The organism is Variovorax sp. 278MFTsu5.1, assembly GCF_048305045.1.
In the GTDB taxonomy this organism is placed as follows: Bacteria; Pseudomonadota; Gammaproteobacteria; order Burkholderiales; family Burkholderiaceae_C; genus Variovorax; species Variovorax guangxiensis.
Genome location: NZ_CP157623.1, coordinates 363,790 through 387,621, shown reverse-complemented (window position 1 = coordinate 387,621; position 23,832 = coordinate 363,790). Strand labels below are relative to the sequence as shown.

Genomic DNA, 23,832 nt, shown 5'->3' with positions numbered 1-23,832 from the left:
TCAGAACCCCAGCAGCCCTGCGCCACCCGGCGCCGTGGTGGGCACCGTCTCGCCGATCAGCACGGCGTCGCCGGATTGGAGGCCGGACAGGACCTGTGCAGTCGCGTTGGTCCGCACGCCAATGCGCACCTGGCGCACCGAGACCCGTCCCCGCGGGTCGACCACGCGCACCGTGTACGCGTCATGTGCATCGCGCTCGCCCAGCGCGGCGGTGGGAACCAGCAGCGTCTGCCTGAGATGGGAGATCAGCACGGAGACCTGCGCGGTCATGGAGGGGCGCAGCTGGCCCTTCGGATTGGGGACGTCGAAGACGGCGTTGTAGTAGATCGCGCGCGAGGAGGTCGGCGTGCCCGATGAGCCCCCTGCGCCGGCTGAACCTGCGCCGCCCACCTCGTTCACGATGGACGTGGGTGCGATCTCGACCCGCTCGATCTGCGCGACGTACTTGTCCCGCTTGTCACCCAGGGTGGTGAAGGTTACCTGCTGGCCACGCTCGACCTTCTGTACGTCGGCTTCTGCGATTTCGGCGCGCACCGTCATGACGTCCAGCTTGGCGAGCATGACGATCGTGGGCGTTGTCTGAAAGGAATTGAGCGTCTGGCCCTGCTTGGTGACGATGGCCACGACGACGCCATCCATCGGGGCCAAGATGCGGGTGTATCCAAGGTTGATGCGTGCGGTCTCGATCTGGGTGTGCGCCTGTTCGATCTGGGCCTCCAGCGAGCGGGCCTCGGCGCGTGCGGCTTCCAATGCTGCCTTGGCGGCCTCCTGGTCGGACCTGGCCGTGGCTTCTGCCGCGAGCAAGGCCTCCTGGCGCTCGAAGGCGAGTTCAGCCTGCGCCAGGGCCGCGCGCCTTGCGGCCAGCTGCGCCTGCAGCGAGGTCGCTGCGGCCTGCGCGTTGCGCATCGAGATCCGCTGCGGCTGGTCGTCAACCTCTGCGATGAGATCGCCGGTCTTCACCGGCTGTCCCAGCGCCACATGCAGTCGCTTGACCTGCCCGGAAACCTGAGCGCCGACGGCGACCAGTTCCTTGGGGTGCAATCGGCCTACGGCCAGTACCGTCTGCTCCAAATCACCGACGGTCACGCTCGCCGTGGCCAGCTCGGGGCCCGAGTTCGGCTCCGCAACGCCTATCCAGATTCCCGTGACCGCCGCTGCGAGGAGCAGGCCGAGCAGCGCATATCGTCGAAACACCAACCTCATTCATCCCCTTTTGAAACCGATCGAATCCTTGCTCCGCGCAGATCACCGACGAGAGGTGAATGTTGCGCGGACCTGTTCAGAATCCTTGGGGTCTTCATGGAGAACGTGTCGAGACGGCATCGCACGTGGCGACGAGGCAGGTCCGGCATGCGCGAAGCCGTGCCTCCATTTGCTCACTGCCGTGCGGTGTCGGCACTGCCTTGAACCATGCAGCAGCGTCGAAGTGAAGTGCGCGGAAGTAGCGCACCCAGGCGGGGGGGGGCCCCGTGGCGCAGGCTTGGTTCAGAGGAGTTGGCAACTTCGCTGCGCGAGGCACCGAGGATGAGCCCCTCGGTACAGTTGCTTGCCAATCACACGACGTCGATCACGCCCGGCAGCACGCGTTCGTAGCGCTTCATCTTCGCGGGCTCGATGCCGAGCCATCCCGCAATCTGCTCTGGCGCCGTCCCTCGTCGCAACTGCCGAAGAGCGAACGTGTGTCGCAAGCGGAAGGACCCTCCTTCGCGTGAGTCGGCCCCGGCTTCCTCGAGCACTCGCTTCGCGCACTCGTACTGTGAGGGCTTTTGCCATTGTTTACCGGTGCGCGTGGAAGGGAACAGAAAGGCCCCTGCGATGCCAGTTTCGGCGCGCACGCTCAGCCAGTGCTGCAGCAACTCCGCGGCCCATGGCGCCACGGGCGTTTCGCGTGGTGGCGAATTGCCATTTCCGGGTACCTGGAGCTTCCACGGCCGTTCCCGCACGCGACCGCCTTGTGAGACGGGCGAGTCCAGCGTCAGGGCACGGACATCGCCGGGCGTGAGGCCGGCGCCGAGCTGCAAAGCCACCGAGGCGCGATTGCGCACTTCCTGCCAGGTCAGCGGCATTTGGGCATTGCGGGATTTTCCGGGCCGCGGCCGTGCGGTCGAGAGAAACGCAATGAGCTGCCGGGCCTCGCTCACTGAGAGGTAGTCAGGCAGGGGATCGGCATGTGCAGCGTCGGCATAGCGAATCTCAGGATTGGCCGCAATCCAGTCCGCCGCCGCCGAGTTGGCCATGGTGTCCGCTCGGGATGCATGGTGGCGCAGCACCCGGTCGATCAGCCGCATCAGCCGCAACGCGTAGCGCGGCGTCAAGGACAAATCGGAGGTCTTGCGTCCGAACCGGGCCGCTTGGAAGGCCTGCAGGTCAGCCAGGTCAAGGGTCGACAAAGTCACCGCAGGCGATTGCCCGAGACACCACATCGCGAACGCCTCCCACATGTCTTCGTAGACCGATACCGAGCCCTCGCGACGCAACAACCCCGAGCCGCGCTGGTCGCCAAGCCAAGCTTCGAAGGCTTCGCGGAAAGCGCTCACATGGCCTGAATCGGGCGACTCATCGAAAAGGGGCAATGTCGAATCGGATGCCATCGGCAGAGAAAACATACTAACGGCACGGATTATGACTGGGAGGCGGAGGTTTTGTGTGTTCCTCTGGCGGGAAACTGTTTGCCGTTAGTCTATTTATTGGGCTACGGAAAACCTTGTCCGCGGCAGGATCGTCGTAAATCAGGTTTCTTCCTCGCGGTCCTCCCGCAAGAGCTGGACGCCGAGCGCCTCTAGGGCAGCATGTCTTCTGCACGGTTGAAGGCCTCATACGCGCCGGCGGCCTCCAGATGCAAGGACGGGCCGTCGACCCAGGCTCTTCGGCCGCTTCGTCTCGCGCCTGCGGCCGCTCATGCGTCCCGAGCGATGCGCCGAGAAAACGCCCGCCGCATGGACGGTGCAGAGGTATGTCGTCTTGGCTTCAGCGCGGTCGACAAAGCACCCAGACTTGAATGCTGGAGGACCGATTGGAAGATCGGCCCGTTGCCTCGGTCACGGCAGGAATCCAGCGACTGCGCCTGCCAGTGCTCAGCGACGGGACTTCTGAGGCTTTCAGCGCTGAACGGGGGGCAAGCAACCCCGACGCAGGTGGTAGGCTAGTCGATCAACAACTTGCGTCGGATCGAATTCATGAGTTTGGCGGCGGGGGCTGCAGCAGCGGACTTGGCCCAGCGGCAGCGCGACCGCCTGCCATTGGCCATGCAGCGTGCACAGGAGAAGCTTGCCTGTCTTGCGCCCTCCGGGGAGGCCACACCTTTGCTGAAGGCCTCCCAAAAAGCAAAGACGGTGGCACAGCGGGTGATCTAGCTGCAGCGAGCTGCATCGGCCTGGGCTCGACCGATGGAGGCACTCTCAGCTTGCCGAGCAGGGTGCAGTCATTGCTGCCAGATCCCGGTGACGATCTCTCTGATCGAGGCCCGTCTGCTGGGTCGCGCCAGCGGCAGGGCGCCGAGCGTGCCAAGACGCAGCCTGCGCGTCGCAGACCACGCGCAGGCCGAAAACCTGTCCGAGATGGAACGGCAGTTGCAAACGGGTCCGCTGACGCCTTGCCCGTTTCTTCGTGCAGACCGTTGCACCGTCTACGAGGCTCGCCCGGTGGCATGCCGCACCTTGCTCAACCTGGATGACGACGATCTGCTGTGCCGGCATTCGGGCGGAGGGAGCTCCCAGGTTCCCTATGCCGACGCCACAAAGCTCAAGGCCTTTGCACTGATGGCGCAGGCTGACACGCAATACGCGGATATTCGGGACTTCTTTCCAAGCATGCGGGATGGACTCTAGCCCTCTCCACGGTGCGTGCTTGGGAGGAAGAAACAGACAGGCAAAGCTCGGGATGCGCAGCTGGAATCGGCACCCGGCCCTTTTTGCAAGGCCCTGCTTGCTGAACGCAGGCGCGCGGGGCCTTCACAGGTTCGCGCCGGACTGATTGCGGGCGTCCGCATCATTGGCTTGCAGCAGGCCGAGTTTGCGCAGTGTCCGGTGGAAGTTGCTGCGGTCCATCCCAGCTTCACGCGCGGCGTTGGCCAGGTGACCCTGATGCCGCGTCAACATCTCATCGAGCCAGGCTCGCTGGAACGCCAGCGTGGCTTCACGCAATGTGCTGCGCACCGCAACCGCAGGGACCTGGCCCTCTGCCGGTAAGGACACGGCCTTCCTCCTCAGGTCAGCCGGAGCGCCAACTGCGGAGCTCTCCAACGCCAGGTGGCGTGGTTCGATGGCCGTCCAGCGTGCCCCGCGGGGCTGCTCCCTGACGGCCCGCAGTGATGCGCGGCTGATCACATGCTCAAGCTCGCGCACGTTGCCTGGCCAGACGTGCGCCAACAAGGCAGACTTCGACGCCGGCGAGAGCCGTAGATTGCGCGCGCCCAAGCGATGCTGGTTTTCCTCGAGGAAGCCGCCGGCGAGCGCGAGCACATCGCGTCCCCGTTCGCGCAGCGGCGCGACGACCAGCGGATAGACCGAAAGCCGGTGGTAGAGATCCGCGCGAAACCGTCCCTGCGCGATCGCCGCGGGCAAGTCACGGTTGGTGGCCGCAATCACGCGGACGTCGACCTTCAATGTGCGATCGCTCCCCGGGCGCTGCACTTCACCGCTTTGCAGCACGCGCAGCAGCTTGGCTTGCACGCTCAGCGGCAATTCTCCGACCTCGTCCAGAAAGAGCGTGCCACCGTCCGCGATCTCGAACTTGCCATCGCGGTCGTGCATGGCGCCCGTGAACGCGCCGCGCTTGTGGCCGAAGAGCTCGCTGTCCGCCAGCGCCTCGGGCAGTGCTGCACAGTTGACCTGCACGAGCGGCTGCTCGCTGCGACGCGAGCGCGCGTGCAGGCGTTGCGCCACCAGGTCCTTGCCCACGCCCGTCTCGCCCAGCAGCAGCACCGTCAGGTCAGACACGGCGACCGTCTCGATCTCGCTGTAAAGCTGCTTCATGGCCGCGCTGCTGCCCAGCAATTCGCGCGGTGCGCCGCGCCCAGCGCGCAGGGCGTGAGCCACGGCCTGCTCGCGCGCGGCGCGAGCTTCCATCTCGCGGATCGTCTGGACGGCCTCCACGCCCGCTTCCACGAGTGCCACGAGCGCCTCGACCTGGGCCGGGCTCACCGCGTTGAACGTGTGCGGCTCGAGGGCGTCGAGCGTGAGCAAGCCCCATGGGATGCCACGCAGACGCAGCGGTGCGCCCATGCAGTCATGCACCGGCAGGATGCCAGGCTGCCCCACGATCAGGCCATCGTAAGGGTCCGGCAAGCCGCAGTCATGGGCGAACCGCAGGCCTCGCGGACTGTCGAGCAGACGCGCAAAACGCGGGTGGGCAGCCACCGGGAACTGGCGTCCGAGTGTCTCGTCGCTCAAGCCGTCCACGGCCATCGGCCGGAGAACATCGCCTTCGAGTTGCAAGAGAGCAGCCGCATCGCATTGAACGAGTCCGCGCGCCGCGGCCAGAAGCGATCGGTATCTGCTCGCTTCAGCCGCCGAAGGCGGAAGGTCATGGGTCAAACTGACATCATTTGTGGTCATAAATACAACTGCTTGATGTTGTCAATTTGACCATTGCAAAAAAATCACCAATGGCGACAGGGACTTGGCTCATGGTTGTCGCTGGCACAGATCGTGAGATGTCGACACCGCCAACATCAATTCGGAAAAGCCATGAACCCGCAAACCATCGCCATCGTCAAGTCCACCGTGCCTGCGCTTCAGGCGCACGGCGAGGCCATTACCCGCCACTTCTACCGCCTCATGCTCGAGGGGCATCCTCAGCTGAAGGCATTCTTCAACGAAGCCCACCAAGCGGCCGGCAGCCAGGCTCGGGCGCTGGCAGGTGCGGTCGTCGCCTATGGAGCACACATCGACCGTCTGGAAGCCATTGGCGATGCGCTGCCGCGCATCATCCAGAAGCATGCGGCACTCGGCGTGCTGCCCGAGCACTACCCCATCGTCGGCAGCTACCTGCTGCGTGCCATCAAGGATGTGCTGGGCGCCGCCGCCACCGATGAAGTCATTGCCGCCTGGGGCGAGGCCTACGGCGCACTGGCCGACCTGCTGATTGCCGCCGAGGAAAAGGTCTACAGCACCAACGCAGCACAACCCGGAGGCTGGCGCGGAACGCGCGAGTTCCGCGTCGCGCGTCGCGAGGATGAAAGCGATGTCATCACGTCGTTCTACCTGGAGCCCACCGACGGCGGCGCGCTGCTCGCGTTCTCGCCTGGCCAGTACATCACGCTCGTGCTGGACATCGACGGCCAGCCGGTGCGACGCAACTATTCGCTGTCCGACGCGCCAGGCAAGCCGTGGTACCGCATCAGCGTCAAGAAGGAGGAGGGGGGCCGGGCTTCGAACTGGCTGCACAGCACTGCGACCGTCGGCGCGCGACTGCAGGTCCAAGCGCCGTGCGGCGACTTCGTGCTGCACCCCGCAGGAGAACAAACCCGTCCGCTGGTGCTGGTCACCGGGGGCGTGGGCATCACGCCGGCGATGAGCATGCTGGAATCCATGGCGCACACGGGTCGGCCGGTGCATTTCGTGCATGCGGCCCGTCACGGCGGCGCCCACGCCTTCCGCGCACGCGTGGATGCTCTGGCTGCGACGCATGCGAACGTGAAGCCGCTGTACGTCTACGACACGCCGCGCGCCGCCGACCGGCCACATGCAATCGGCTTCGTGAACCGAGAACTTCTGGCCCAGCTGCTGCCATCCGACCGCGACGTGGACCTGTATTTTCTCGGACCCAAGCCCTTCATGAAGGCCGTCTATGCCGACGGGCTGGCGCTTGGCATACCGAAGCAGCAGTTGCGCTACGAGTTCTTCGGCCCGCTGGAAACGCTCGAGTCCTAGGACACACGCGAGGCTCACGCATCGCCACCCGTCAGGTGGCCCGCGACGGCCGCAGGACGATCCGCAGCGCCCTCGCCTCGACAGGGCGCTGCCTCCGGAAAGGAAGAACGTTTCAGGGGATCTGGCTGTCAGTGGGGAGGGCGGACGTCGGAACAAGGTCACTGGATCTCGAGCGCGACTGGGACCAGAGCTTGCAGAAAAAGGATTCCAGGGCCCTGTTGAGAACGCTGGGTCGAATGCGGACCGACGGTGGACTCGATCATCGCGGACCTGCCGCAGTGCGCGCTCGAGACCCAGACCGTGTCGGGCTCGACAAGCACCACCTTGGCATCGCAATCGCTGTGCGACGCGCACATCAGGGAAGCCGCGCTTGATCACACTCGCCTCCCTGCGCGCGCTGGCAGTCGCGATGATGGAGATCTTGGGCGGTCGCTTGCCCAGGATCCGCGACACGTGGTCCGGGTCGAGCAGCCTGCCAGTCACGATGTAAATGGAACCGGTGACGCGCGCGATCTGGGACAGTCGCACTCCCCAACTGCAAGTGCCCATTGAGATCCTCGCGTCGCCGCAGGAAAAAGCAAACCCGCTGCCGTCGTCACGAAAAACCTTTTCAACTCGCCGCCGAAGAATTCGGCTCGCAAGGAAACCCTCACCTTCGACCGCGGCTATGCCGAATCGCTTTCACCGCTCAGCGCACGGTGCAAATCGCACACCGAGCCGAGGTCTTGAGCACGGGCGGGCGGAGTCCCCCCGGCACGCGAGATTGCGCTGGATGCGGTGCTGCAAGAAATCACGCGCCTTCTGTTCACACCTCCGACCGCATCGTTAGGCCACCAACGTGCCTGAATCCATCGCCGCTCCCGTGTACGGCAAACAGATGCGCACTTCTGCGCCGCCACCGGCGCGTGCTGAAGCGCTCGCGTGGCCGCCATGGGCCCTGCAGATCGCCTGCACGACCGACAGGCCCAGGCCGGTTCCGCCGGCGTGCCGCGAGCGAGACTGCTCGCTGCGCCAGAAGCGCTCGAAGAAGCGCGAGAAGTCCTTGTCATCGGATGAAACACCTGTGCCCCGGTCGCGAACGATCAATTCAACGCCCAGGTCTCGCTCCACAAGGTCAATCTCCACGATGCCCCCGTCACCTGCGTAGCGCACCGCGTTGTCGATGAGGGCCGACAGAGCCTGACCGAGCCGCGTCCTGTCCGCGCGCAGCGTCTGCCTGGCCTCGACATGGTTGACGGCCCGCACGCTGCGCGCCTGCAAGGCGGGGCTGGCCCAATGGATTCTTTCATCGACGAATTGCCGCGCGGCGAACTCGCTGATCTCCAGATGCAGTCGGCCACCCTGCGCGAGCGAAAGAACCTGCAGGTCACCGATGATGCGCTGGATCTGCTCCAACTGATCCAGGACCGTGGCGATCTGGCCCTCTTCGTACGGGAACACCCGATCCAGAATGCCCTGCAGTCGTCCCATCGCCGCAGTCAAAGGCGTGCGAAGTTCATGCGCGATGGCCGCACTCGAATCGTGGAGCTCCCTGTCGTACGCCTCCAAGCGCTGCGCCATCTTGTTGAAGTGCATCGCGAGGCGCTGGAGTTCAGCAGGCGCCGCTTCGAGCACCGGTGCCCGCGCCGAGAAGCGTCCCGTCGCCACCGACTCTGCAGCGGCGACCACGTGCGAGACCGGCCGAACGATGCGGCGCGCCAGAATCAGGCCGAACGCCACCACGAAGGGAACGATGGCCAGGCTCAACAGCGCCTGCACGATCAGATCCTCGGTATCGGACGGCGGCGCGAAAATCTCACCGTACATGGCATAGATTTCCTGCAACCGCTTTGCGTTCTTTTCCGGCTCAATCTCAAGACGCCGCATCTCTGCGGCCACCGCGGGCGGCAGTTTGGACTCAGCCTTTGCTTCCAGGTAGTTGTAGCGCCCCCACATCCCGGCCTGCACCGCTGCGGTCGCGGCAATGGCCAAGACGACCATCCGCCAAGTGAGCCACGCCCAAAGTGATCGACGCGAGCGCATCGCTACGAACCGCCCAGGCGATAGCCGACGCCTCGCACGGCGAGAGGGATGCCCGTGACACCGCGCTCCTCCAGCTTGCGCCGCAGGTTGTGCACGTGCGTGTCGACCACCCGCTCGAGCGCGTCGCTTTCGGGCAGGCAGGCTTGCAGCAGTTCGAACCGAGTGAAGGCCTTGCGCGGATGCCGCATCATGGTCGACAGCAGCTTGAATTCGGTGATGGTCAATTCAAGCGGATTGGCATCACCGTCGACGTGCACCGTCACGGCATCGAGATCGAGTTCGAGCGCCCCATGAGAAAGCCGGGACTTCGCAGCGAACGACGAAGCCCGCGAACGCCGAAGAACCACCTGCACGCGTGCGACGACCTCCTTCGGGTTGAAGGGCTTGACCACATAGTCGTCCGCACCGTAGCGCAGCGCGCCGAGCTTTTCGGCTTCGTCATTGATGGCCGTCACCATGATGACCGGGACATCGCTCGCGCGGCGCATGGCGGCCAGGACCTCACTGCCACTCAGTCGCGGCAACATGTAGTCCAACAGCACCAGCGCCGGCTGCCACTGCCCGAACATCCGCAGCGCCTCCTCACCGTCACGGCTGTGCGCCGTTTGGAACCCTTCACGCTGCAGGTAGGCAGAAAGCACCTCGGCAATCTGCGGGTCGTCTTCAACAATCAGGATACGTTCGTCGGCCATAAGGGATTCAATGTGCGCCGCCGCTGAAGGGCAATGGCGCCCCGACCTGGGCGGAACAGGGTGCCCGCGGCGGGTGCGCATTATGCGGCGCCTTCGTTCGATTTCGGCCTCCTAAACACCGCCTTCTTGTCATGGGAATCCGCATCGCGCAACGACCATTCGGCACGGCGCGGATCTTGATCAAATCTTGGCAATTCGTTGAGCGATCCTTCATGCGACAACGAAAGAATGAGGAGGGGATCCACGCCAAGCACCACAACATCAGGCACTCGCTGAACACAACCTCTCAGCCTCCCACCGACACCCATTCCAGTCGCAGCGAGCCTGTGCCGTCCGCGATCGTGCACTGGACGCCGCCATCTCTGAATGCATCGCTTTTGAACACACATTCGACCTTCTCTGCTGAAACTCGGCGCTTGCTCAGGCCCTTCGCCTACGCGATCGTCCTGGCGACGCTGTTGGGATGCGTGAGTGGCATGGCCACCGCGTTGCTGCTGGAGCAGATCAACAGTGCCATGCATGGCAACGCGGCCATCGAGCGCTCCGCTGCGGTGGGATTGGCTGCGTTGGGGCTGTTCTCGGTCGGTGGGCACGCATTGGCGGGCATCGTCAACAGCTTCACAGGGCAAAGGGTCGTCGCAGCGCTGCGCAAGGATGTCTCGCTCCGAATCCTGCACGCGCCTGTCGCCTCGATCGAGCGCATGAAGAGCCACCGGCTGCAGGCGATCCTCAACGAGGACATCAACACCATCAGCACATTCACTTCGGAGTTCGCGGGCCATGCGGCGGCGTTTGCGGTCACCGCTGGCTGTGCGATCTACTTGCTGAAGCTCTCTCCCGTCCTCTTCATGTTGAGTGCTGCGGCGATCGGCGTCGGCGTCGTGCTTACCTATGTGACGGCCAAGATCTGGATTTAGGAACCGCCGTGACGATGTCACACCGTCGACCTCAGCCCCTTGCGGCGATCCGGGAATGCCCCCGATCATGTGTCAATGTGCTGCACATACTCAGCACTCCTTAAGACAAGAGATGGAGCCGGCCATGAATCGAAGCAAGCTCGCGCGTTGGCTGGCAGCCATGGCGATCACGGCATCGGCAACGAGCCATGCCTTTGCCATCGAGGTGATGGTCGTTCAGGTAGCCCCGATGCGCGGCCTGGAGGCCAAGCAGGGCCAGGGCTATGCGGCCGGCATGCGCCTGGCTTTCGACGCGGCGAACCGCAAGGGCGGCGTGAACGGCCACACCTTCGCGCTGGCGACGGAGGACGACGGCAGCCGGCCCGAATCCACCGTCGAGCAGACCCGCAAGCTGCTCATCGAGAAGCGGCCGCTGGTACTGGCCGGCTACTTCGGCAGCCAGAATCTGCGCGAGCTGCTGGCCACGCGGCTGCTGGAACAGCAGCGCGTCGCGCTGGTGGGCTACCGCACCACCGATATCGCGCCCGCGCACGCGCAGCTCTTCAACGTGCGCGCCGACATCCCGAGCGAGCTGGCCAAGCTCACCTCGCAGCTGTCGACGGTGGGCATCAGCAAGCTGGGCCTGCTCTACGAAGCCGGCCCCGGAAGCGACGCCATCGTCGCGGCGGCCGACCAGGCAGCGGCGCAGGCCAAGGTCCGCTTCGTGACGCGTGCTTCCTACACCGGCAGCAGCCGGGGCGCGAACACGTCCATCTCAGAAGCGGTGCGGGTGTTCACCAAGGCCACGCCGCAAGCCATCATCCTGGTGGCCAATGGCGCACCGACCGCGGCCTTCATCGAGGCCTACCGGGTCAGCGGCGGCACGGCGCAGCTCTTCGCGTATTCGGGTGCGGACATCGAGCAGCTGTCACAGCGCCTGGGCGAGGACCACCTCAAGGGCGTGGTGATCTCCCAGGTCACGCCGAACCCCTACAAGAGCACCAGTCGGCTGCAGCGCGAGTTCACCGAGGCCGCCAGCCAGCACAAGCCCAAGGAACCGAAGAGCTACTTGATGATGGAGGGCTACATCGCCGGTCGCGTGATCGTGGAGGCCGTGCAGCGCCAAGGCCGCACGCCCACGCGCGAGGGAACGATCGCCACGCTGAACGCGATGAGCGACTACGACCTCGGGGACTACCTCATCGGCTTCGGCGGCGGCGAGCGCAACGGCTCGAAGTTCGTCGAGCTTTCGATCGTGAACGGAAGTGGCAAGGTTCAGCAGTGACACACGCCGCTTCCGAGAGCGCCAGTGTTTCTCGCGATCTTCGAGCACTGCGATCGCCACAAGGAGCTCAAGAAATACCAGCGCGAGTCCGACTGAGGCGCGGGCGCAACGGCTGTGCGGCGGGTCCTACGAGCGAAGAGGGGGCGCTTCCCGTTCGCGGCTTGCGCCCCCGCATTCACCATTCGTCCCGGTGGAGCGATCCATCCCCGCTTTTCCTCCCTGAGCGGGTGCTTGATGCGTAACTGCATCGGCTTGCGGCCCGGCGTCTTGCCGGGCTTCTTTTTTTCCGGGTGCGGCCATACGCGCCTGCGCTGAGCGCGACGTCCTACCGCGAAGCGCCGCCGCCGCGCGCGAAATCTCGCCTCATGTCGGGGCACAGCAGGTCCCGCAAGGGCTCGGCATGGAATTGCCCGCGCCGCTGCCGCGCGTGCTGGACGTGCCGACCGCGCCCGAGGTCGACCGCTCGCCCGCGCTTTCGCTGCTGACACGGCCGGGCGACGGAGGCATCCGCACGCGCAAGATCGCGATCTTGGTCGCCGACGGGATCGAGGGCGCACCGATCGCCGTGCTGGTGTCGGCGCTGGTGGACGCGGGGGCCGTGCCGCGGCTGGTGGGATCGCGCCTGGGCCGCTGCACGGCGGCGGACGGTACGGCCTTCGAGGCGGACGCCAGCATGGAGAACAGCCCCAATGTCCTCTTCGATGCGCTGGTGCTGCCGGACGGCCTCGCGGCCCTGGAGTCGCTGACGCAGGATGGCCACACGATGGAGTTCGTGAAGGAGCAGTACCGGCACTGCAAGACCATCCTGGCCTTCGGCGCCTCGCAGGCGCTGCTGGCGGAGGCGAGCATTCCGATGACCTTGCCCGATGGCTCGCCCGATCCGGGCCTGATCCTCGCCGAGGCGAAGGATGCCGCCGATGCGAGCCGGGCATTCATCGCCGCCGCGGGCATGCACCGGCACCTCGAGCGCGAAACCGATCCACCGATGGTGTGACTGCGGCCCCGGGCAACGCCACCGCGCCGGCGAGCGCGGACACGCCCGGACACGCCTCCTCCGCGCGCCTAATGCGCCTGGCACCGGGGCGGCTCGCGATCGGGACGCCCGCTCAGCGAGGGGGATTGAACGGGATCTCGCGCGGCATGGCGCGACGCCCGCGCAACAGCGCCATGCGCCCCTCGGGCGTGATGCTGGTGACGATCGCACGTGGAATGAATCGCTCGCCGGTGCGCAGAACCACCGGCGGCTCGGTGAGCGCCTCCAGCAGCGAGGCACTGCGCAGCGCGAGGATGCAGTCGATCTCCTCGCGCTTGGAGCACACGGCTGGCAGTTGCAGCCGCGACAGCATCTCGAGCTGCTCGAGGTAACTGGCCGCGCGCAACTGGCGTGCGGTAAGTGTTTTTCGCCTCATGGATGGGAGTTCACAGTTCGGGTTTCATCCTTGCGTTTCCGTCACCATCGACAGCCTGCCTGTGCGGGAACGGCGGTCGCCGGAGACGGCGTGCGCACGTAATTGCGTGCCGGCCTAGGTTGCGTCAGTTTGTCGAAAAGTGAGAAGCACACTAGCGCACATTAAGCAGTGTCGTATACGAACAAGGTAGAAGCAATTGCGACGCTAACCCGCGAGTCCTAGCGGCCCTGATGGATGGCGAGGCTACCGAGAAATTTGCATTCCCGATAGAAGCCATCCATTCGCCCGCTACATGCTAGGGAATCTGCTTTTCCTGACAGCGGAAAACGCCGCGGCGTTGCTTTCCATATTTCGTATCTTTTGTCCTACATATCCGCCCTTCGCTTCATGCAAATGTGAATATTTCCCATGGAGGGGCGATGAACGCGGAAATCCGATCCGGAAATATGGCCGAGGGACTAAGGGCCAACACACCCTATGCCTACCTGCTTGAACTGCTTCAAATGCGCCTGCCTGCGTATGTCGTAGACCGGCACGAGTTGAAGCTGGTTTCCTTGCTCAAAGCGACAGGGCTGATTGAGGCCGAGGTGTACACGTCGGGAAACCGAAAACCCTGCTACGGAGAAACCACGGCCGCAACAGTCCGCAGGATTACTGAGAACGGTTTGGAGGAGCTGGCCGATACGAGTCGTGATCTTCTAAGGTCAACGCGAAGGACAGTGGGCAACTTCCTCTCGCCGCTTGAATATCTGTGCCTCATCGCGGACTCTCCTTTCCCTCTTCGCATCGAAGGCGGAGCCTCGATCAGGAGCATCTTGGTACTCAAGGCGGCGGGTTTGATCGACGCGTCAATCAGCCCGATCTCCGAAGACTATCCGGATGTTCCCAGGCAGGCGCTCATCATTCGCATCACGGCTCTGGGGCGAGACGAAATTGCTCGACCAAGGTAAGCCGACAGGCACGAAGCTACACGACGACTAGATGGTGGCTGAGCATCCATCGGAGTGCTGAATTCCCCCGATCTCTGACCCTGCATTTCCACCGAATACCGACCCCATTTGGTGAGATCCAAGGCTTCACAATGGGATAAGTGCTTGGTGTTCTCCTTTTTATTTGGATGTGTGGATCCGCGGCAGACTGCGCCGCTGTTTCCGCGTTTTTGGTGGTTCGATACTCAGCATGGGATCACAATATCCCGCCGATGCTGCGCACCACTGCGAACAAGCTCTGGATGGTGCGCAGGTCGAGGCGCGCAAAGCGCTAGCGCGCCCAGAAGCCCAGCTTCAAGCTGAAGGGCAATGACACAGGCCGCACTTCGAAGCACAGAATGCGCAATTGGCGTCCAGCGCGAAGACTGTCTGAGAGCCCATGGCCGCTACAGGCGGACCCTGAGGGTAGGCGCACTGCGTGGACTTCGGATCCGCCGCCGCGTTGTAGACCGTCACCGGGAACTTCGCATCGGAGTCTTGCGCCGAGACGATCTCTCGCACGCCCTCGCCCCACATGGCGCAATGCATCGAGCGCAGAGCCTGCATCTCAATCATCAAGTCGACTTGGCCCAGCGCCGTAGCACGAGCGGATCCAGTCCAGGCCTTTGGGCGTGCACAGCTTCTGCGTTGCCATGTGCTCGAAGAAGTCCTGAAACGACTCATGCACGTCAGCGTGATTGCCGAGCACGAAAGCTTGGACTGCTTTCGCTCCCTGATCGTCGATGACGCCAAAGAGGTATTTCTCCACGTCGTCGTTGACGATCGGACCGAAGTGCATGGTGTACAGGTCGTACTCGACAAAGCAGTTCTTCGTCCCCCAATTCGTGAAGCGCCGTGCGAGACACCTGCAGACCATCGGGCAGCGCAGCGGCTTCAAGCCGCGCTGGTCACGCACACATTGCCTATGGCGCCAGGCAGGCCTGCTGGTGCCACGCAAGCGCATCGCCTCGGTGCGCCCGCGCATCTACACGCCGTTCAAGGCCAACATGGTCTGGGCCTATGACCTCGTTTTCGACACCACGGCCAGTGGTCAGCAGATCAAATGCCTGACCGTGGTGGACGAATACACCCGCGAGTGCCTGGCCATCGATGTGGCCGGGGCCATTCGGTCAAAACGGGTGATCGAGGTGCTGTCGCGCCTGGCGAGCCTGCACGGGGTCCCGCTGTTCATGCGCTCGGACAACGGGCCCGAGTTCGTCAGCCAAGCCATCCTGGAGTGGATCGCGCACGCCGGCATCGCCACCGTGCTCAGCGAGCCTGACAAGCCTTGGCAGAACGGCACCGACGAGAGGTTCAACGGCAAGTTCCGCGACGAGTGTCTCTCCATCGAGTGGTTCCGCTCGCGCCGCGAAGCCGCTGTCCTGATCGAAGCCTGGCGCAGTCACTACAACAAAGTACGTCCCCACAGCAGCCTGCAATACTTGACCCCGGCGAAGTTCAAACTCGAACTCCGCAAAGAACTGCAACCCACCATCTTCTAGGAAAAACTGTTTCGATTAAACCGAGCAGCTCAGAGGGCCCGAGATCCTGCATGATGGTGTTGATCGACTCCAGCGTCGAAAGGCTGGTGCGCGACGAGATCGGGATGTGGCTCGCTGCCTGCGAAATGTCTAGGCGCCGCGCTCGAAGAACGCCTGGTATTCGTTATCCGGCACGAAAAGGCCGCCCGTTGTCCAGATCAGGTGTGTCGCCTTCGGAAGACTTCCAGTGAGTCCGTGACGTGCGAGGTACTCGTTTCCAGGACCGGATGAAGTCAGCCATCGCGGGCCTTCAAAAGCAGCTGTTGCCGAAGGCTCGACACGGATCCCCTCCGTGATCGCCGCAGCGTGCAAGTTCTTGAAGAGCGCGTCGTCTTGCACCGTGAAGACGCCCCCAATTCCTGATCTCATCACTTCGACTGCGCGTGCTGACGCGCGCGGCACCGCGAGACCGTCAGCTTCCGTGGCGTTGTCCAGGCCGATGTCGTAGACGCTCGGGTTCGAGCCGCTTTCGTCGAGCAGCGAGAGAAGAAAGCAGGGCGAGGCCGTTGGCTCTGCAAAGAAGCAATGCACGTGCGGGCCGAATACATGGGAAAGACCGAACGCAATCCCCCCCGGTGCTCCCCCGACGCCACAGGGAAGATAGACAAAAAGTGGACGGTCCGCGTCGACGCGAATCCCAAGGCCGCTCAATTGAGTCCGGAGCTCACTCGCGGCGGTGCTATAGCCCATGAACAAGGAAAGCGATCCCTCGTCATCGACAAAATGGCAATTGGGATCGGCTGCGGCCGCCGTACGGCCGGCCTCTACAGCGGCGCCATAGTCGCCTTCGTGCTCTACGACTTGAACACCTCGCTTGCGCAGTCGATCCTTCTTCCAGCGCTTTGCATCCGCAGACATGTGAACAGTGGCCCCCAGGCCCAAGGCCGATGCGATCACACCAATGCTGAGGCCGAGGTTGCCCGTGGAACCAACTGCAACCCGATACTTGCCGAGCCTCTCGCGAATCGTCTCGAACGAAAGGTCGCCAATGCCGTCGAGCGTACCTGCTGAACTTTTTAGCAACTGCTTCTCAGCGAATTCCAGCACCTCGTGAATGCCGCCTCGGGCCTTGATGGAGCCCGCGACCGGCAGCGCATGGTCCGCCTTGATGAGTACGCGTCCCGATTCCACGGGGATGCCCAAGTGGCTTTGAAGAGCCGGAACCGGAAGGACGGCGGACTCAATTGCACCGCGCGTGTCCCGCAACTCCGGAAACATGTCCGTTAGAACGCGACTGAATCTTCGAAACCGGTCTTCTGCTGCGCGTACGTCTTCACGGCCAATTGGCCGGCCACCCCAAGTACTTCCCATGCGTCCGTTTTCTGCCCGGGCAGGGTTCGTCCAGAACACTGGTTTGCGCGTTCGAATGTTTTCGACCAATTCAGAATCGCGCTGCTTGTCATTGAATTTCATGATTGCTCGAACGGCTCCAGGTCCTGAAGAGGAAGGCCTATTTGTCGTGGCGACTTGCTAGAACCCATCATCCGCAAAGTGGTGATGGCGAAGGTGGAGTCGAGCAATGCGCTCACTCTCAACCCAACCACATCGCTGCCGCCTTGGCAGCGAGCATCACGACGGGAATGTTGGGGTTGGCGGAGACGAGGTTTGGCATGACCGATGCATCCGCCACGCTCAGTCCATCGAGGCCCCGGACACTCAGGTCCGGGTTCAGAACAGAGTCCGTTTCGTCCTTGCCCATCTTGCAGGTGCACGCAGGATGATATTGTTGGAACGCATGAGACCGGATGTATGCGTCGACCTCGGCGTTGTTCCGGAAAGGACGATCGGGCATGAGAGGGTTGCCTCGGAACGGAGAGAGTTCCGCTGACTCGAGCATGGCTTGAGCGCGCATCACGCCTTCCCGCAAGGTTTCAATGTCTCTCGGCTCGGACAGCGAGTTGTAGACAATGCGCGGCCGCTCGGTCGGATCTGTGGAACGAAGCAGGATTTCACCTCTGCTTTGCTGGCTCAGCAAATTCATCTTCACGCTGAGCGTGTCTTGATAGGGGCGCTTCAGCCCCGGGAACCAGACGTCGGCATAGGGCGGAGGTGTCTGCAGGTAGTACTGCAAGTCAGGCTGCGGCAAAGCCGAGTTTGATTTTGCGAAACCGAGTATGACGCCTGGCAGACGCGAAGCCGGGCCGCTGCGAAACGCCAGCCCCCGAAACATGCTGAAGACCGCTCGGTCCAATCTGAGCGATTGATGAAACGTCCCCGGCTGCTTCCGCTCCCACATGACTTCGACACCCAGATGGTCTTCCAGGCCTTGCCCCACAGGAAGGTTTACCAAGGGTGAAATGCCCATCGAGCGCAGGTGCGCCGCAGGCCCGATGCCCGAGAGCATCAGAAGATGCGGCGTATTGATGGCTCCCAGACTCAGCACAACCCGCCCGGCGCGCGCCGCTTGTTTTTGGCCCCTGGTAACGTATTCGGCACCGACGGCCCTCGTTTTGTCGAAGAGGATCTTTGTCGCCATCGATTCGACTTGGACGGTCAGGTTGGGGCGCTGGAGAACAGGGTGAAGAAACTCCCGCGCGGCCGAAGAGCGGCGCCCGTTTCTGATGGAGTACTGCACCGCACAAAAGCCTTCGGGGTGAGATGCGTTGTAGTCGTCAGTCCCATCGTAGCCAAGGGCACAAAGCGCATCGAACCATGCAGCGAAGACGGGATCATCAAGTCGTCCCAGTTGAGCGCCGATCTCTCCGACGCCGCCCCGGGTGGCGTTCTCCCCGTGCTCCCAAGCCTCGCATTCCTTGAAGAAGGGGGCAACATCCTCGAATCCCCAGCCATCAGCGCCAGCGGCGACCCAGCGTTCGTAGTCGCGGGGATGGCCGCGTGTATGCGCCATGTAGTTGATCGATGAGCCTCCCCCGATCACCTTGCCGTGGAGCACCTCATTGATGCGACCATTCAGGCCTTCGTCGGGGTCTGAGGTGTCCACCCATCGGTACTGCTTCTTGGCGGTCATCGGTTTGATGCCGACGGGAAGGCCGATCATCGGGTCCTTATCCCATCCGCCGGCCTCTAGAAGCAGGACACGCACGCTGGGGTCTCGAGACAGTCGATTTGCAAGCACACAGCCGGCGGAGCCGGCACCCACGATGACGAAGTCGAACGTTTGATTCATGACTCTTTCCGATTCGAAACCATTCGGTAGAGCTGTTGCCGTGCAGAAGGCGCAGCATGCCCGGAGCAGCCGCTCAAGTTCCTTCGAGGCATCGGCGCGTGCCCCGCGCGTAGCTGCCCCTGATTGCACAGCAGAGCCGCTAAAAGCTGTTGTTAGTCTACTATTAAAACTCTGAAACTGGATCGGCGGCGGCACGCGAGGCGACTGTAATCGGGGAAATATGAGGATTTTCCTGTTGATGGCCCGTTGCATCACCTCAGGAAAGCAACTAATATTAGATTAACAACGGCTTTCTGGCGCGGTAGCGGCGCTGTGACGGAACCGGTGCATTACTTTGGAGAATTGCTTATGGCGAGCGGTGGAGTCGGCGCGATCATGCAGGTCGCTTACCTGGTGGAGGACATCGACAAGGCCGTGACGCGCTGGACCGCCATGGGCGTAGGGCCCTTCTTTGTCGGCCGGCATCTGAAGTACGCGGTGCAAACGCATCGCGGCGAAGACATCTCCGCCGACATCAGTGCTGCGTTCGCATACGCCGGAGATCTCCAGATCGAACTCATGCAGCAGCACAACGATGCGCCGTCCTCGCTCACGGAGTTCAAGTCGGTGCACGGCTTTGGATCGCACCACCTCGGCATCCTGTCGAAAGACATCGACGCAGATGCGGCTGCATTTGTCGAACGCGGTTTGAAACCGATCAGTCGCTGGGTTTCAGTAATCGGTGTCGAAACGAGATTCTTCGAGGCGGAGCTGGATGGAGGCAGCGTCATCGAGTTGATCCAATCCTCACCGGCTGTGGAAGACGGCTTCGCCCAGATGAAAGCTGCCAGTGCGGCCTGGGACCGCTCAGGGCCCGCGTACTTCGAATTCTGAGGCGGACTCTGCGCGACTCATCGGATTCAGCAACTTACTTTGGAGCAGAGATGGAATTGAAAATTGGTGATACCGCCTACCCGTCATTGAAGGGAAAGGTCTCGGACGAAGAATGGGAAATCAGAGTCCACACCGCAGCGCTCTTCCGTCTCATTCCGTTGATGGGATGGGATGATCTTTCGATGCAGTTGATCTCTGCGCGGGTGGGTGAGCACTATCTCGTCGGCCCCAACGGTCTATTGTTCGAAGAGGTTACGGCGTCGAGCCTGGTGAAGATCACAGTCGATGAGCGGGTGGTTTCCGAAACGCCATTTGGCGTTGTCCCTTGTTCTTGGTATCCCATGCGCGCGGTTCACGAAGCTCGGGCCGATGCCAACTTCGTGATCCACACGCACGATGACATCATCGCCGCGGTGGCTTGCAATTCCCAGGGGCTTCTTCCCATCTCCCAGTCCGCCGCCTTCGCGCTCGCCGACGGGATCGGCTACCACGCCTATGAAGGGGTGGAGACTCATCCGGAATGCGCTGCTGGCCTGCAGGCCAGCCTGGGGCTCCACAACAACGCCTTGCTGTTGCGGAACCATGGACTGATCACGATCGGCTACTTTGCAAAACACGCCTTCCTTCGGCACTACAACATCCGCAAGGCTTGCAGGATCCAGATGATGGCGACGTCGACCAAGGGTGGCGAGCTCATTCAGTTCGGACCACCGTTGCTGGAGATGTTCAAGGCCGAACTGCAGCGCGTGGTCAACGGCGATGGCACGAGTGATCCATGGGATGGCCTAGTGCGCAAGCTTGTGAAGCTGGACCCCAGTTTCATGGACTGAGACCCATCTCCCGAGACTCGCTTGTGCGCCGAGGTGGTGAGCGGAGGAGCGGGAAAGGTCGGCCGGCGTAGCACTCACTTCCCTTCGTTCACATCTCCTTGCCAAGGACTCCACCATGAAAAGCAAGCTCGTCGGCCTTGAGAAATGCGCAGTGCTGTATCTCGCGACCCTCGGCTGGTTGCCCAACTACCTGCTTCCCTACGATGTGATGACGGCGATGAAGCGTTTCAGCCTGACCGAAGATCACGTCGGCTGGCTTGCTTCCGCCCAGCTGCTGGTCTTGTCGCTCACAGCGCTGTTGATGAGCAGGCGGATCTCTCGGCTAAGCAAAAGAACCTGGTCGATGGGTGCCTGTTTCTTGGGCTTTGGGGCCACGGCAGCCATGATCTTTGCTCATGACCTGTATATCTACGCGGCACTGAAGATCGTTTTCGGCGTTGCTGCCGGCGTTCTCGTGGCGTGTGTCTACGGCCTCGCCTCGTACTACGAGCATCCGGAGAAATGGTTCGCACAAGCTGCGATCGTGATCGCCGTGGTTTACGGTATTGCCATGTATATCGCGCCTCTTCTCATCGGAAGGTACGGCCCCACCGGCGCGGAGATCGTGCAACTTGCGATGATGGCATTGGGGCTTGTTCTCTCGCCGAAGATGCCCGTGGCCAGCCTGTCTTGGACAACGAGCATGAGTCAGAAGCCCACGACGCGAAGCATCGGCATCGTTTGGATGTTGATCGCAGTGTTTGCCCTGTTCATTTCCCAGTCCGTCACCATCAGTTTTGCAGGGCCGTCGAGCCATTCTTTGATGATCGACGATGAGAAGCTCGGCCTGACCTTCACGATCGCCGCGTTGATTCAGATTCCTGCCGCTGTTCTCACTAACTGGATGGGTAATCGCGCGGGGGCATTCAAGCCGATCTATTGGGGGCTTGCGATCCTCATCGGCACCGCCCTGGGAATGTACGAGGGCTGGAGCCGCTGGGGCTTCTTTGTTGCTCTGGGCCTGATCAATGCGGGTGTGGTCATTGCCAATCCCTACCTCCTGAGCGTTCTTGCTGAGCTGGACGAAACAGGAGAAAGCGCCGCTTTGGCGGGGTCCGTCACGAATTTCGGCTTGGCGATAGGCCCGGCGCTTGCCAGTGTTGTGTTCGGATTCGGTGGCGTGCGTCCGGTGGGTTGGGTGGCAGCTGGCCTCCTTGTGTTGGCTATCCTCACAGTGTTTGCCGCTTCTCGTTCAACGGCGCAGTATGGGCGCACGCCCCCGCTTGCTAAGCGGGCCTGACATCGCTCCAGAAGGCGGGCTTGGGCGCTACGGGCGACTTCAGTCGTCGAGTGTCAATCTTGATAGGCTGCGCCGCGCACGCTGTGAATAACCTGGCACGAGGGAAAATCAATCTTGGCAGTCAGCGTTTTCGACTTGTTCAAAGTCGGCATCGGTCCTTCGAGTTCTCATACGGTCGGGCCCATGCGTGCGGCCCGGATGTTCGTGCATTCGCTTGTCGATGCGGGGAAGCTTAATTCTGTCGCTAGGATCTGCTCAGAAATGTACGGTTCCCTTGGCGCGACTGGAAAAGGCCACGGGACCGACAAGGCGGTAGTGCTTGGCCTCCTCGGCCACGCACCCGACACCATCGATGTAGAGAAGATAGAGGAGCTGCTGAACGACGTCCGAAAGCAGCGCGTGATCACTTTGAACGGCATGCGAGCGATCGCGTTCACCGAAAAGTCGGATCTGCTTTTCTACCGGAGCGAGGCGCTGCCGTTTCATGCCAATGGCATGCGGTTCAGGGCCTACGGTGCTGGTGGCGAGCTCGTGTCGGAGAAGAAATATTACTCGGTAGGGGGCGGGTTCGTCGTTACCGAAGAGTTGGCTCATGATCGCTCGAAGCAAAAGGCCATCGCACCGGACACCTCCGTCCTGCCGCTGCCATTTCACAGTGGCGCAGACCTTCTAAGGCTTACTGCACAAAACAGATGCAGCATTGCGGAAGTCATGAGGTGCAATGAGCGCCACTGGCGCAGCGACGCCGAGACGCGAGCCGGAATACTGGAGATCTGGCGGGTGATGCAGCTGTGCGTCGAGCGGGGATGTCGTACGGAAGGCGTGCTGCCGGGCGGTTTCAAGGTCCGACGGAGAGCGGCAGCACTTTTCAGGAGCCTGAGCGCGCCCAACGCGGGACCACCCGACGCGCTTCAGGTGATGGACTGGGTCAACCTCTACGCTCTCGCAGTCAACGAAGAAAACGCCGCCGGCGGGCGCGTAGTCACGGCCCCAACAAACGGCGCGGCGGGCATCATCCCGGCTGTTCTGCACTACTACTCGCGTCACGTCGTGGACGCGACTGACGAAGGTGTCGTTGATTTCCTGTTGACTGCCGCGGCAATCGGTCTCCTTTACAAGGAGAACGCTTCAATATCCGGTGCGGAGGTCGGGTGCCAAGGCGAAGTGGGGGTCGCCTGCTCCATGGCGGCCGCAGGGCTTTGCGCTGCCATGGGCGGCAGTCCGATGCAGGTGGAAAACGCCGCCGAGATCGGAATGGAGCATCACTTGGGCTTGACCTGCGACCCCGTGGGGGGACTCGTGCAGATACCCTGTATCGAGAGAAACGCTATCGCGTCAGTCAAGGCGATCAACGCAGCACGCATGGCTATGCATGGCGACGGCGCTCACCATGTGAGCCTGGACAAGGTCATCAAGACCATGCGAGAGACGGGGGCCGACATGCTGACCAAATACAAGGAGACCGCGCGCGGCGGTCTGGCCGTGAACATCGTCGAATGCTGAAGGCTGCTCGCCGGCTCGGTGGAAGTCAATCTGAGTGACGGTGCGTTGAGTGAGCACCGCGATCTCGAGGGTGAGCCGGTCGATGCGCTTCGCTCCAGAGGAACTTGCGATCCTTCACACGATAGCTGGCTGATAGGGCGTACATCTGCGCTTTCGCGCCAGGTGCCGGTAGATTTGCACGGGCGAGCAATCGTGCTGTCGAGCTTGCGGCTGAGCTGCTAGGTCTATCGATTCGTTCGGCCACTCTCGTTTATGAATAGATCTTAAGCAACTTACAAGCGTTCGTCGCGAGCCATGCCTAAAGGCTCAGGCCGTTTGGTATTCGATGTTGCACAAATGCTGCCGCCGCTGAGGCCCACATGGTGCAGCCATGCACAACCAAAGTGCATCGCTCGTACTTAGGAGTGCCGCATCAGGTTTCAGTGAGGTTAACCCTATTGTTTCGGCCCCGCCAGAAGATAAAAATCGACTTTAGTCAGATATTTGTCGCGAGCTGCGTTGGGCACGACTTCTGCTTACCGCGATTGTCTGGCTT

At 62.5% G+C, this 23,832-nt stretch carries 19 protein-coding genes and 1 pseudogene; 11 read left to right on the top strand and 9 right to left on the bottom strand.

Annotated features, from left to right (window positions below):
- Positions 1-1,203 carry an efflux RND transporter periplasmic adaptor subunit gene (locus tag ABL844_RS33940; protein ID WP_418132076.1) on the bottom strand — a complete coding sequence of 401 codons (1,203 nt, stop codon included), beginning with the start codon at positions 1,201-1,203 and terminating at the stop codon, positions 1-3.
- A gap of 350 nt (positions 1,204-1,553) precedes the next feature.
- Positions 1,554-2,591 (bottom strand): tyrosine-type recombinase/integrase, encoded by a 1,038-nt coding sequence (locus ABL844_RS33935; RefSeq protein ID WP_418132075.1) that lies wholly within the window; start codon positions 2,589-2,591, stop codon positions 1,554-1,556.
- 849 nt (positions 2,592-3,440) lie between these two features.
- Here ABL844_RS33935 and ABL844_RS33930 point away from each other — a divergent pair.
- Positions 3,441-3,827, top strand: a complete 387-nt coding sequence (locus tag ABL844_RS33930) for a YkgJ family cysteine cluster protein (protein WP_418132074.1) — start codon at positions 3,441-3,443, stop codon at positions 3,825-3,827.
- A 123-nt stretch (positions 3,828-3,950) separates the two neighbouring features.
- Here the strand turns inward: ABL844_RS33930 and norR are convergent, their stop codons facing one another.
- Positions 3,951-5,555 carry a nitric oxide reductase transcriptional regulator NorR gene (gene norR / locus ABL844_RS33925; RefSeq protein WP_418132073.1) on the bottom strand — a complete coding sequence of 535 codons (1,605 nt, stop codon included), beginning with the start codon at positions 5,553-5,555 and terminating at the stop codon, positions 3,951-3,953.
- A 132-nt stretch (positions 5,556-5,687) separates the two neighbouring features.
- Here norR and hmpA point away from each other — a divergent pair, with 132 nt between their 5' ends.
- Positions 5,688-6,872, top strand: a complete 1,185-nt coding sequence (hmpA, locus tag ABL844_RS33920; protein WP_418132072.1) for an NO-inducible flavohemoprotein — start codon at positions 5,688-5,690, stop codon at positions 6,870-6,872.
- An 825-nt stretch (positions 6,873-7,697) separates the two neighbouring features.
- Here hmpA and ABL844_RS33915 read toward each other — a convergent pair.
- Both ABL844_RS33915 and ABL844_RS33910 read right to left on the bottom strand, forming a co-directional pair.
- Entirely contained in the window at positions 7,698-8,843 is a 1,146-nt protein-coding gene (locus ABL844_RS33915; RefSeq protein WP_418132071.1) for an ATP-binding protein, read from the bottom strand.
- A 53-nt stretch (positions 8,844-8,896) separates the two neighbouring features.
- On the bottom strand, positions 8,897-9,586 hold the full coding sequence (locus ABL844_RS33910) for a response regulator (RefSeq protein WP_418132070.1): 690 nt from the start codon (positions 9,584-9,586) through the stop codon (positions 8,897-8,899).
- A 131-nt stretch (positions 9,587-9,717) separates the two neighbouring features.
- On the opposite strand from ABL844_RS33910, the gene ABL844_RS33905 reads away from it, so the two are divergent.
- The 3 genes from ABL844_RS33905 to ABL844_RS33895 all read left to right on the top strand — a co-directional run bounded on the left by ABL844_RS33905 (position 9,718) and on the right by ABL844_RS33895 (position 12,761).
- Entirely contained in the window at positions 9,718-10,503 is a 786-nt protein-coding gene (locus ABL844_RS33905; protein ID WP_418132069.1) for an ABC transporter transmembrane domain-containing protein, read from the top strand.
- Between the two features lie 124 nt (positions 10,504-10,627).
- Complete coding sequence (locus ABL844_RS33900; RefSeq protein WP_418132068.1) at positions 10,628-11,767, top strand: ABC transporter substrate-binding protein; 1,140 nt, start codon at positions 10,628-10,630, stop codon at positions 11,765-11,767.
- Positions 11,768-12,167: 400 nt separating this feature from the next.
- Complete coding sequence (locus tag ABL844_RS33895; protein ID WP_418132067.1) at positions 12,168-12,761, top strand: DJ-1/PfpI family protein; 594 nt, start codon at positions 12,168-12,170, stop codon at positions 12,759-12,761.
- Positions 12,762-12,873: 112 nt separating this feature from the next.
- Here ABL844_RS33895 and ABL844_RS33890 read toward each other — a convergent pair whose 3' ends face one another.
- Positions 12,874-13,176 carry a hypothetical protein gene (locus tag ABL844_RS33890; RefSeq protein ID WP_418126007.1) on the bottom strand — a complete coding sequence of 101 codons (303 nt, stop codon included), beginning with the start codon at positions 13,174-13,176 and terminating at the stop codon, positions 12,874-12,876.
- Positions 13,177-13,595: 419 nt separating this feature from the next.
- On the opposite strand from ABL844_RS33890, the gene ABL844_RS33885 reads away from it, so the two are divergent.
- Entirely contained in the window at positions 13,596-14,126 is a 531-nt protein-coding gene (locus tag ABL844_RS33885; protein ID WP_418132066.1) for a hypothetical protein, read from the top strand.
- A 586-nt stretch (positions 14,127-14,712) separates the two neighbouring features.
- Here the strand turns inward: ABL844_RS33885 and ABL844_RS33880 are convergent.
- On the bottom strand, positions 14,713-14,943 hold the full coding sequence (locus tag ABL844_RS33880) for a hypothetical protein (protein ID WP_418132065.1): 231 nt from the start codon (positions 14,941-14,943) through the stop codon (positions 14,713-14,715).
- Positions 14,944-15,004: 61 nt separating this feature from the next.
- Here ABL844_RS33880 and ABL844_RS33875 point away from each other — a divergent pair.
- A pseudogene (locus ABL844_RS33875) lies at positions 15,005-15,646 on the top strand (integrase core domain-containing protein); the annotation flags it as partial.
- A gap of 129 nt (positions 15,647-15,775) precedes the next feature.
- On the opposite strand, the gene ABL844_RS33870 reads toward ABL844_RS33875, so the two are convergent.
- A complete protein-coding gene (locus tag ABL844_RS33870) occupies positions 15,776-17,098 on the bottom strand; it encodes a D-serine ammonia-lyase (protein ID WP_418132064.1) in 1,323 nt (440 codons plus the stop codon).
- 118 nt (positions 17,099-17,216) lie between these two features.
- Complete coding sequence (locus tag ABL844_RS33865; RefSeq protein ID WP_418132063.1) at positions 17,217-18,812, bottom strand: GMC family oxidoreductase; 1,596 nt, start codon at positions 18,810-18,812, stop codon at positions 17,217-17,219.
- A gap of 375 nt (positions 18,813-19,187) precedes the next feature.
- Between ABL844_RS33865 and ABL844_RS33860 the strand changes: the two genes are divergently transcribed.
- The 4 genes from ABL844_RS33860 to ABL844_RS33845 all read left to right on the top strand — a co-directional run bounded on the left by ABL844_RS33860 (position 19,188) and on the right by ABL844_RS33845 (position 23,297).
- Positions 19,188-19,685, top strand: a complete 498-nt coding sequence (locus ABL844_RS33860) for a VOC family protein (RefSeq protein ID WP_418132062.1) — start codon at positions 19,188-19,190, stop codon at positions 19,683-19,685.
- A gap of 50 nt (positions 19,686-19,735) precedes the next feature.
- The gene (locus tag ABL844_RS33855) at positions 19,736-20,515 is read left to right on the top strand and encodes a class II aldolase/adducin family protein (RefSeq protein WP_418126000.1); all 780 of its coding nucleotides are present in this window, start codon (positions 19,736-19,738) and stop codon (positions 20,513-20,515) included.
- Between the two features lie 115 nt (positions 20,516-20,630).
- Positions 20,631-21,794, top strand: a complete 1,164-nt coding sequence (locus tag ABL844_RS33850) for an MFS transporter (protein WP_418132060.1) — start codon at positions 20,631-20,633, stop codon at positions 21,792-21,794.
- 114 nt (positions 21,795-21,908) lie between these two features.
- The gene (locus ABL844_RS33845; RefSeq protein WP_418132059.1) at positions 21,909-23,297 is read left to right on the top strand and encodes an L-serine ammonia-lyase; all 1,389 of its coding nucleotides are present in this window, start codon (positions 21,909-21,911) and stop codon (positions 23,295-23,297) included.
- The last annotated feature ends 535 nt before the right edge of the window (positions 23,298-23,832 follow it).